Source organism: Candidatus Desulfovibrio trichonymphae (genome assembly GCF_002355955.1).
Taxonomy (GTDB): domain Bacteria; phylum Desulfobacterota; class Desulfovibrionia; order Desulfovibrionales; family Desulfovibrionaceae; genus Desulfovibrio; species Desulfovibrio trichonymphae.
In genome coordinates this window covers 310,767-321,574 of the sequence record NZ_AP017368.1, presented here as the reverse complement: position 1 = coordinate 321,574, position 10,808 = coordinate 310,767, and the positions used below count along the sequence as shown (strand labels likewise).

Genomic DNA, 10,808 nt, shown 5'->3' with positions numbered 1-10,808 from the left:
TCCAATCAGATTTTGCCCTGCTCTCCAAGCTCTTTAACCGCCCAGCGCCTAGAAAACCCGATACAAGTGGCAACAAAGTCCAAAGCGAGCGACGAAACAAACGCCTTGAAGAAGGTGAAGAAAAAATTCTAAAAATGACCCCTCTTTTCCTCATGCATGACGGCTACTTCCCGTGCCTTTTCGTCATGGCCGGAATAGAAAACTCCCCTGCCCGCAAAAAAAAGCATGCGCCGGCCGGAGGTTCAGTATTGCCGGGCGGAGACCGGGATAAAAACAAGTCGCCATCCGCAAATCGACGTCAAAAAATAAACACTGTGGCGAGCCCCAGAAAGATAAAAAAACCGGCACCGTCAGTAATGGTGGTTAAAAAAATGCTTGAAGCGTGGGCAGGATCCCGCCCGACAGCCCGGAAGATCAAAGGAATTGATCCGCCGGCCACGGCGCCGAGCATCATGTCGCACAAAAGCGAACCGGCCATAACCCCACCCACAATCATGTTTTTTGTAAAACACCAGGCCCCGAAAAACGTCGTGACCGCCATAAACAAGCCTGTGACAAAGCCTATTTTTGCCTCGCGCAGCACGGCCAGCCAGGCTTTTTTGTGATCAAAGCGATCTGTGGCAAGCTGACGTATCATCACGGCCAAAGCCTGCTGGCCGGTATTGCCCGCCTGATTGGCAACCATGGGCATGAGCACGGCCAGCATGGCCATCTGGGCGATTGTGCCCTCAAACATATACACCACAGAAGCTGAAAGCGCGGAATTAACAAGATTGATCAAAAGCCAGGGCAGTCTGCCGCGCACGCTCTCGCGCCAAGGCGTGTCCACACTTTCTTCCGGGTCGGCGCCCACCATGCCGAGCATATCCGCGCTTGCCTCTTCGTGCATAATATCCATGATATCGTCATAGGTGACAACGCCCATGATGTGCCCGTCATAGTCCACCACCGGCAAAGCCAGAAAATTGTAATGTGAAAGCAGGCCGGCCGCCTCGCGTCTGTCCGCGTCGTACAACACGCTTATCACGGCCTGCTCCGCCACGGCGTCGCCCACAATGGTGCCGGGCTTTGCCAGCATTAAATCCCGCACGGAAAGCACGCCGACGAGCACATCCCTGTGGTCCACCACATAACCGTAATAGGGACTTTCCTTGTCTTCCATCTCGCTGCGTATATGCGCAATGGCTTCATCCACAGTGAGAGTTTTTCCCAGCAGGATTACTTCTGTATTCATGGCCCCAGCCGCTGAATCCGGGTCAAAATTGAGCAGATTGCGCAACTCTTCGGAGTTTTCCCGGGTGAGCCTTCCCAACAGCTCGTCCCGGTGGCCCTCGTCCAGATCGTCCAGCACGTCTGCCGCGTCGTCCGGCGCCATTTCAGCGATAATCTGCGCGGCAACATCGACATCCAGATTTTCCAACACATCCACGGCAACATTGCCGTCCAACTCCGCTAGAGCCCCCGCCGCATCTTCCGTGGGCATCCGGCGCAGAGCGCAAATCTGCTTTTCCAGACTCAGATGTTCCAGATGGTCGGCCATGTCCGCGGGATGGGCAAACTCCAACCCCCTGCCATCGCCGGTGCAGGCTTCAGGCATGCTGATTTTATGATGTTGCCACGTGTCCGGCGCGCCCGCCGCATTCACGGATCTTGCCGCACGGTCAGTATCAGCGCGATCGTGGTTCATACGCATCACCTTGCTGCCTGGAAGATGGGAAGGGGGAAAGCCGTGAATGTGAAATATGTTTCAATAATCTAAATATGTTGACGAAAGCCAAAGAGCATCCTACTATATTTCGCAGGCCATGACAAAGCCGGAACAATATTTACCATACGCATATTGCAGGGACAAGAGCAATGTTCACGCCTTGGGCCTCCTTTTTTTCTCCTGAAGGGAAAACCCTGCTTTGGCAAAGCATTGATCTGGCGCTTGCTGAAGACGGCCCGGATCTGACGGCTGAAGCCCTTTTCCCCGCCGATACGCGCCTGCACACAGTCATACACGCCAAAGAAGACAGCCTGCTTGTCGGCCTGCCGGTCATCGGCGCTGTGTTCAAACGCCTTGGCGCGTCTTTCCGGTGGCGGGCACTTGCACCCGAGGGTTCACGCGTGCCGGCCATGACGCGCGTGGCCCACATCACCGCACCGGCAACAAACATGCTCAGGGCCGAGAGGGTAATCCTCAATTACATTTCACGCCTTTCGGGCATTGCAAATCTGACGGCCCGTTTTGTACGCGAACTTGACGGCACAGGAACACGCCTGCTGGACACGCGCAAAACCACACCGGGACTGCGCTGGCCGGAAAAATACGCGGTACAGGCCGGCGGCGGCGTGAACCACCGCAAAAACCTCGCCGAGATGCTCATGCTCAAAGACAATCACATTGACGCGGCAGGCTCCATCACACAGGCCGTCGCCCTGTTGCGCGCGCGCTACAGCCCCTGCCCGCCCGTGGAAGTGGAGTGCCGCACGCTGGAACACGTGCGCGAAGCTGTAGCGGCGCGGGCGCAACGCATCATGATGGACAACATGCCGGGCGAGCTCCTGCCCCAAGCTCTCGCTCTCGTGCCGGAGACCATTGAAACCGAAGTCAGCGGCGGCGTCACCATTGAAAACATTCGCGCACTGGCCCTTATCAAACCGCGCAGACCGGACTTCATCTCTGTAGGGCGGCTTACACATTCGGCAGCCGCCGCGGATTTCAGCATGACGCTCGTGGCGTCTGAACGCCCGCATCGCCGCAATGCTGCAACAAACAACACATATGTGCGGCGCTTCTGTCGGCAGGGGAACGACAAAGATGACGGGGAAAGAACTTTCGGCTAGACTTGACGATGGTCAACATAACAAAAATAATATATTCCGACAGACAGCCGTCTCCGGAAGACTATGGACAAGGAAACTCCCGTGAATACAACCAGACGCCATGCCGTTGTCCTTATCATAGGTTCAGGTGTAGCCGGCTGTTCCGCTGCACTGACACTGGCTGACGCAGGTTGCGACGTGCTGCTGCTCAATGCCGGTGAACAACTGACCGACGGCAATTCCGAGCTGGCCCAGGGCGGCATTATCTACCGCGCCGCCTCAACAGCCGGGCAGCCGCAGGCAGACGACGCGCGTGCGCTAGAAAAAGACATTCTTGTTGCCGGGCATTATGTCAACTCACGCAAGGCGGTGCGGCATCTGTGCCGCCAAGGCCCCACCTGTATCGACACAATGCTGCTGCTGCGCGCAGGAGTGCAATTTGACCGTAATACGGACGGCAGCTTCAGCCTGACGCGCGAAGGAGGCCACTGTTCCCCGCGCATTCTGCACAGGGCCGACTTCTCCGGCCAGGCCATCATGGAAGGGCTCACAGCCGCTGTTCTGACCCACCCGCGCATAACACGGCTGCACAAACGCCCGGTCATCGACCTGTTGACAACTCACCACCACGCCAAAAATTCACAATATCGCTATGACGTTGCCAACCGCTGCCTTGGGGCCTATGTGCTCAATGAAGAAAACGGCGAACCGGAAACTGTGCTGGCCGACTTTACCGTACTCGCCACCGGCGGTGTGGGGCAGGTTTTTCTGCACTCCACAAACGCCCCCGGCTGTGTCGGCGCAGGCATATCCATTGCCTTTCGCGCAGGGGTCAGTCTGGCAAATCTGGAATTTGTACAGTTTCATCCGACTGCACTGTATGAAGAACGCAGCAACCGCCGCCCACTGGTAACAGAAGCCATGCGCGGCGAAGGCGCGCGCCTGCTGGACCTGAAAGGCCGCCCCTTCATGCGCCGTTATGACAACCGCGGCGATCTTGCCCCGCGCGATATTGTGGCGATAGCAATGATGGAGGAAATGCTGCACAACGGAGCGCCCTGTCTGTTCCTTGACGCGAGCTGCATCAACAAGGACCTGCCCTCCAGCTTTCCCACGGTGTTCAAAACATGCAGCGACGCGGGGCTGGACATCCGCAATGAACCCATACCCGTGGTACCCGCCGCGCACTATTTCTGCGGCGGCGTCCTGGCCGACACACGCGGCCGCACCTCCATGCGCGGGCTCTACGCCATCGGCGAATGCGCATGTACCGGCCTGCACGGGGCCAACCGGCTTGCCAGCTCTTCCCTTCTGGAAGCGCTGGTCTGGGGCGTGAGTTGCGGGCAGGATTTGTCCAAACGCGTCAACAGCGGCGATTCCTTGCCAAAACGGCTTGCATCGTCCATTCCGGACTGGCGGCATGGGGGCGACGAACGCCGGGATGACCCGGCTCTGGTAGCTCAAGACTGGACCAACATTCGCAACACCATGTGGAATTATGTGGGAATCGCACGCACAAACGCGCGCTTGCGCCGAGCTTTTGAAGACATGCGCGACCTCGTGCGGCATATCCACGATTTTTACAAATATACCCGCATCTCGCGACGTCTGGTAGACCTTTTCCACGGTTCACAGACAGCCTATGTGATCACCCAGGCAGCCATGCGCAATACCGCAAGCATAGGGTGCCACCACAGGATTGACTGATAGATGGAACATTCTGCTCTCACTCTTCAACCAGCAGGGAGTCACAGAATGCTTGACAAAATACGCCTGCTCACTCCGGGTCCCACGCCTTTGCCAGAACGCGTGCGTCTTGCTCTGGCCAAAGACATGCTGCACCATCGCAAAAACGAATTCGCCGCAATCTTGCGCCGCGTACTGGAGCGCCTGCGCCTGCTTTTCGGCACGCAGGGGCCTGTGTTGCCGCTTTCCTGTTCCGGCACCGGGGCCATGACGGCCGCTGTCTACAGCCTTTTTCAACCGGGCGAAAAAGTGCTGGTTGCGGAAGCGGGCAAATTCGGCCGGCGCTGGGAGCAGATCGCCGCTTCACGCGGTCTTGGCGTCGTGCGCCTTTCCGCGCCGTGGGGTCGTGCCGTGCAGGCGGCGGACGTGGCAACAGCGCTGGCGACCGACCCGGCCATCGCCGGTGTGCTTGTCCAGCTTTCCGAAACTTCTACAGGCGTGCTCCATCCCGTGCGGGAAATGGCCGAAATAACCCGCGCACGTGACATGCTGCTGGTGGTGGACGGCATTTCCGCTGTGGGGCTTTCGCCCTGTCCTATGGACGAATGGGGTATTGACTGCCTGCTCACCGGCTCGCAAAAAGGTCTGCTGCTGCCGCCGGGTCTGGCGCTTCTGGCACTCTCTCCCAGGGCCTGGAAAAAAACGAAAAATGTAACGCCCGGCTGTTATTATTTCAATCCTGTCAAAGAAAAAGCCTGCCTGGAAAAAGGCCAGACTCTCTTCACCTCGTCGGTCAACCTGATTGTTGGCCTTGATGAAAGCCTGTCCATACTGCTTGAAAACGGCCTTGATGCTGTGTATAGAAAACAATGGGCCTTGACCATGCTCACGCGATCCGGCGTGAGCGCCATGGGCCTTGACCTGTTCGCGCCGGAAAATTTCGCCTGGGGCATTACCAGCGCGCTGCTGCCCGAAGGCGTGGACGGAAATCTTGTGCTGCGCGTTGCCGCCGAAAAATATAGTGTGATTATGGCAGGCGGACAGGACCACCTCAAGGGCCGCATTGTGCGTATCGGCCACATGGGCTGGGTGGACTGGGCCGACGTGACGGCAGGGCTATACGCCCTGAACTGCGGCATTGTGGAGGCGGGCGGCTGTTGCGGCGCACGCGACTTTCTGGAGCAGGCTCTGGCCGCCTGGCGCGCGGCGCTCGCCGTCAAACCCGGCGAGCCGATCCCGCTGACGCACAGTTAAGCACAGCCCCTGCCGCGGCGTTCTTGTTGTAGCATAAAACACAGACCATCCTCAACAGGAAGGCGAACACATGGACCACAACAACAGCGACGGCCGCTCTGCCGGGCAACCTCCTCTGCCTGAAGTCACATTTTCCACCTTTATTCTGTCTCTGGGCTCCACTGCTCTGGCGCAGCTCGGGGAAGTGCCGTTCCCCGAAAGCGGCCGCACGGAACAAAATCTGCTGCTGGCCCGGCACAGCATTGACGTACTCGAAATGCTGGCCCAAAAAACGCGAGGCTGTCTTGATGGTCAGGAACGCCGCCTGATTGACGGCATTTTGTATGAACTGCACATGAAATATGTGCTCAAATGCGGAGAGAACGGCGAAAAATGCTCTCCCGCAGGCGGATGCCGCTCATGAAAACGTGCCGTGTGGGACTTGTGGGCATTACCGGTTACGCCGGAATGGAACTGGCGCGGCTTCTGGTCGCGCATCCCGCCATGCAGCTTGTCATGGCCTGTTCACGGGCTAAGGCGGGCAAGCGTCTGGGCGAATTTTATCCTTTTCTGGAAAAACTCCCCGGCGCGGATGTTGAAATCAGCGTCTTTGCCCCCCGCAATGCCGCTGAAATCTGTGATCTTGTTTTTCTGGCCGTACCCGCTGGAACGGCCATGGGCATGGCCGCGCTGCTGCTGGAACACGGCGTCAAGGTGGTGGATTTTTCAGCGGATTTTCGCCTGCACAACGCGCAAACCTATGAAGAATGGTACAGCCACAACCACACTGAGAAAAATCTGCTGGACGAAGCTGTCTACGGCATCCCCGAGCTTTACGCCGAAAGAATTGCCGGCGCACGGCTTGTCGCCAACCCCGGTTGCTACCCGACTTCCGTCATTCTGGGCATTTGCGCGGCATGCCGCCATGACCTGATTCATACCGACGACATTGTTATTGACGCCAAATCCGGCGCCACCGGCGCGGGGCGCAAAGCCGCCGTGCAGACGCTCTTCTGCGAGGTGTCAGATACCTTTCGCGCCTACAGCATCCCGAGACACCGCCATACCCCTGAAATAGAACAGGAAATCTCAGGCCTTGCCGGCCGCAAAGTGCAGCTTTCTTTCAATGCGCACATTTTGCCCATGAACAGGGGCATATTCTCCACAATATATACAAAACTCAAAAATCCGCGCATACAGCCCGACAGCGTGTACACGGCCTTTTGCCGGACATGGAAGGACAGCCGCTGGGTTCGCGTGCTGCCCCAGGGCAGCCTGCCGGAAACGCGCTATGTGCGCGGCGGCATGTTCTGTGACATTGCCGTGGTGACTGATCCGCGCACCGGGCGGCTGATCATACTCTCGGCTATTGACAATCTTTGCCGCGGCGCCTCGGGACAGGCGATTGCCAACGCGAACCTGATGTGCGGTCTGCCGGTGGAAACAGGTCTGGGCATGGCGCCGCTTGCCTGACCTGCAGCCGGAGAAACGATGCACCCTGTATCCCGCAACGCCCGCGTCACAGCTCAACAGCACTTTTTGCCCACGGCATGACGGAGTAAAAAACAAACAGGATTATTTCCAATGAACACCAACGACCTGCAAACCGCATGCATGCCGCAGCTGGACAACATTGTGGAGCGCCTGTGTCACCCGTCATCGCTCAACGAGGTGTGGCACAACCCGGCGGAAGGCGCCGCCATGCCCTCTATTGACGAACTCAGGGAAATCCTGGACAGGCTCTGCGCCGCCATATTCCCCGGCTATTTCGGTCAGGCCCGCGTACGGCGCGAATCCATGCGCTGCCACCTTGCCGCCAACCTGAACTCTATCTACCACAAGTTGAGCGAACAGATTCTGCGCGGGTTCTGCTTTGTTTGTGAAAAGCACACCCTGTCCTGCGCGGCCCGCGAATCAGCAAGTAAAAATGCGGCAATGGCGTTTATGGATATGTTGCCCGAAATCCGCAGGCTGCTGGCAGGCGACGCCAAGGCCGCCTATGAAGGCGACCCCGCCGCCACAAGCCCAGGGGAAACCATTTTCTGCTACCCCTCCATGCGCGCCATGCTGCACCACCGCATTGCCCACGCGCTCCACAAACTCAGCGTGCCGGTGATACCACGCATAATTTCCGAAATAGCCCATGCGCACACGGGCATTGACATACACCCCGGCGCGACGATCGGCGAAGACTTTTTTATTGACCACGGCACGGGCGTTGTTATCGGGGAAACCTGCATACTGGGACGCAGCTGCCGCTTGTATCAGGGCGTGACGTTGGGCGCGCATTTTTTTGCAAAAAATCCGGACGGCAGTCTGATAAAGGGCATAGCGAGACACCCGATACTGGAAGACAGCGTCACAGTCTACTCCGGGGCCACCATACTCGGCAGAATCACAATAGGCCGCGGCGCTGTGATCGGCGGCAATGTCTGGGTCACCAGCGACGTGGCGCCCGGCGCAAAAATTTCACAGGAAAACCCGCAGGGTTGAACTATGCTTCGTAACAAGCGCACAGCCATTTTTCAACAGCATCGCGCCACGCCACGTTTTTTTGTCCTATGCCTGTGCCTTGCGGCCATATTGACCACCGGCTGTGCCAATCATATTGATGTCCAGGCCAGAGGTCAGACAGCTGTCGGCGTAGGCGTGGGAAGCCGCGGCGGCGGCGCTCACACGAGGTGAGTGCCGCAGAGCGAAGGACCTCGCGTAAAAATTTCCGCAGCTTGCCTTTACCGGCGCATCGCGGCATACTGCTGCTGCTTTTGCGCCATCCGCGTGCGCAGTCGACGCAATCGTCACAAATTTACCATGCACACCCGGTGTTGCGATTGCCAGAGAACTGACAAAAGGAACTATACATGCCATTCAACCTGTCGCAAAAAAAATCAAAACCCCTCTGGCGAGAATACGGCGAAGCCCTTCTTGTGGCGCTCATTCTCGCCATGGTAATCCGCACATTTGTGGTTCAGGCTTTCAAAATTCCTTCGGAATCCATGATGGAAACACTGCTCGTCGGCGATCACCTGCTGGCCGGCAAATTTACCTACGGAATCAAATTCCCCTTTACCAACAGCTATATCTACAATGGCAAAGATCCGGCCAGAGGCGACATCATCATTTTTAAATATCCCAATGACCCGAGCGTAGATTACATCAAACGCATTATCGGCCTGCCCGGCGACGTTATCGCCGTACGCAACAAACAGCTTTACCGTGATGAACAGGCTGTCAAGGAAAGCTATGTCCGTTTCACCAGCCCGAACCGCATTGAACCTAGACGGGATAATTTCGGTCCTGTAACAGTGCCGCCGGGCAAATATTTTGTCATGGGCGACAACCGCGACAATTCGCTCGACTCCCGCTTCTGGGGCTTTGTTGACCGCAGCGCCATACGGGCCAAGGCCTGGCGTATTTACTGGTCATGGGAAAGCTTCAGCAACATACGCTTCAGCAGGCTGGGCAAACACATCGAGTAAGCGGAATCCGTGCTGAAATGAAGCGGCTGCAAATATTTTTATAGGAAAAATCAATTGATTGTTCATTATTTTTACGGATTGGAAAATATATGGTGACACGCCTTTTGAGCGGCGGTCTGGAAGGCGTGGAGGTAGACTTCGTCCGCCAAGGGTTGCCGGGCTTTACGCTGGTAGGCCTTGCCGAAGCAGCCGTGCGCGAAGCCAAGGATCGCGTGTTCGCGGCGCTCAGGGCCTGCAATTTTCGTCTGCCGGCGGCGCGCACATCACCGTCAACCTGGCTCCTGCAGGCCGCCGCAAGGCGGGAGCGAGCTACGACCTTCCCCTGGCTGTCGGTCTGCAGGCCGCCGCCGGTCTGATCCCCCTGAACAAACTGGAAAATCTTTTTTTAACAGGCGAGCTCTCGCTCACTGGCGAGATCAAAGCCGTCAGCGGCGTGCTTCCCCTAGCCATTCTGGCCAGAAAAAAAGCGCGGCAGGGCTGATCGTGCCACCGGGCAACGCGGCTGAAGCCGCCGTAACACGCGGACTTAACGTGTTCGCCCCGCGAAATCTGGCCCAATGCGCCGCTTTTCTGGCCGATGAAGCGGAGCTTGACGCCATTTCCCCGTTGACGCAGCAAAGCCCGGCGCTGCGGGCCTATGGGCTTGATTTCCGCGACGTCAAAGGCCAGCAGAGCACAAAACGCGCTCTGGAGATTGCCGCAGCCGGCGGACACAACGTACTTATGCTGGGGCCGCCGGGCAGCGGCAAAACCATGCTGGCCCAACGACTGCCCACCATTTTGCCTCCCTTCGGTTTTGAAGAAGCCCTGGAAGTCACCAAAATCTACAGCGTGGCGGGCAAATTGCCACCCGACACCGGACTTATGACCACACGGCCATTCCGTTCGCCGCACCACACTATTTCGGACGTGGCGCTTGTAGGCGGCGGCGCAACCCCCGCCCCGGAGAAGTCTCGCTGGCGCACCGCGGCGTGCTTTTTCTGGATGAACTGCCGGAATACCGCAAGTCCGCGCTGGAAGTGCTGCGCCAGCCCCTGGAAGACGGCGTGGTAAGCATTGCCCGTGTGTCGCCCAGAGCGTCACCTATCCCGCGGCCTGTATGCTGGTGGCGGCAATGAACCCCTGCCCCTGCGGCTATTACGGCCACACGGAGCATGCGTGCGTTTGCAGACCAGATCAGTTGGCCCGTTACCGCGCCCGGCTCTCCGGGCCGCTGCTCGACCGCATTGACGTGCATGTGGAGGTTCCGGCCGTGCCCTATGAAGACCTGCGCGACCCAAAAGGCAGCGGCGCCTCGGGCGAAATGCGCGACCGGGTGCTGGCCGCGCGAATCTTGCAGCAAAAACGTTTTGCGGGCCAATCCATACACTGCAAACGCGGAATTGTTCGGCAGCCTTCTGGAGCGTCACTGCGCGCTTGAGGCGGCCGGTCACACACTCATGCGTGCGGCCGTGAAACGTCTGGGGCTTTCCGCACGGGCCTATACCCGCGTGCTGCGCCTTGCAAGAACCGTTGCGGATCTGGCACGCGCCCGGGCCATCAGCACGGAACATCTGGCCGAAGCCATTGCCCTGCGCGTGCTGGATCGCGAAAAATAACAAT

At 58.1% G+C, this 10,808-nt stretch carries 9 protein-coding genes and 1 pseudogene; 9 read left to right on the top strand and 1 reads right to left on the bottom strand.

Translation table 11 applies throughout. From position 1 onward, the window contains the following. Positions 1–298 precede the first annotated feature (298 nt). Entirely contained in the window at positions 299–1,687 is a 1,389-nt protein-coding gene (mgtE, locus tag RSDT_RS01565) for a magnesium transporter (RefSeq protein WP_231941875.1), read from the bottom strand. A 170-nt stretch (positions 1,688–1,857) separates the two neighbouring features. Here mgtE and nadC point away from each other — a divergent pair, with 170 nt between their 5' ends. From nadC to RSDT_RS07640, 9 genes and pseudogenes are all read left to right on the top strand, one after another. Then, positions 1,858–2,829, top strand: a complete 972-nt coding sequence (gene nadC, locus RSDT_RS01560; protein ID WP_096399289.1) for a carboxylating nicotinate-nucleotide diphosphorylase — start codon at positions 1,858–1,860, stop codon at positions 2,827–2,829. Positions 2,830–2,910: 81 nt separating this feature from the next. After that, on the top strand, positions 2,911–4,515 hold the full coding sequence (gene nadB, locus RSDT_RS01555) for an L-aspartate oxidase (protein ID WP_096400376.1): 1,605 nt from the start codon (positions 2,911–2,913) through the stop codon (positions 4,513–4,515). Positions 4,516–4,563: 48 nt separating this feature from the next. Then, a complete protein-coding gene (locus RSDT_RS01550) occupies positions 4,564–5,748 on the top strand; it encodes a pyridoxal-phosphate-dependent aminotransferase family protein (protein WP_096399288.1) in 1,185 nt (394 codons plus the stop codon). Between the two features lie 70 nt (positions 5,749–5,818). Next, positions 5,819–6,151: a DUF1844 domain-containing protein gene (locus tag RSDT_RS01545; RefSeq protein WP_096399287.1), complete on the top strand. Its 333-nt coding sequence runs from the start codon at positions 5,819–5,821 to the stop codon at positions 6,149–6,151. Beyond that, a complete protein-coding gene (gene argC, locus RSDT_RS01540) occupies positions 6,148–7,200 on the top strand; it encodes an N-acetyl-gamma-glutamyl-phosphate reductase (RefSeq protein WP_096400374.1) in 1,053 nt (350 codons plus the stop codon). Before RSDT_RS01545 ends, argC begins: the two co-directional genes overlap by 4 nt. Positions 7,201–7,311: 111 nt before the next feature. Beyond that, entirely contained in the window at positions 7,312–8,220 is a 909-nt protein-coding gene (epsC, locus tag RSDT_RS01535; RefSeq protein WP_096399286.1) for a serine O-acetyltransferase EpsC, read from the top strand. A 3-nt stretch (positions 8,221–8,223) separates the two neighbouring features. Then, positions 8,224–8,412: a hypothetical protein gene (locus tag RSDT_RS01530; protein WP_096399285.1), complete on the top strand. Its 189-nt coding sequence runs from the start codon at positions 8,224–8,226 to the stop codon at positions 8,410–8,412. 176 nt (positions 8,413–8,588) lie between these two features. Continuing rightward, complete coding sequence (gene lepB / locus RSDT_RS01525) at positions 8,589–9,206, top strand: signal peptidase I (RefSeq protein WP_096399284.1); 618 nt, start codon at positions 8,589–8,591, stop codon at positions 9,204–9,206. A gap of 89 nt (positions 9,207–9,295) precedes the next feature. Next, positions 9,296–10,804, top strand: a pseudogene (locus RSDT_RS07640) (YifB family Mg chelatase-like AAA ATPase). Positions 10,805–10,808 lie beyond the last annotated feature (4 nt).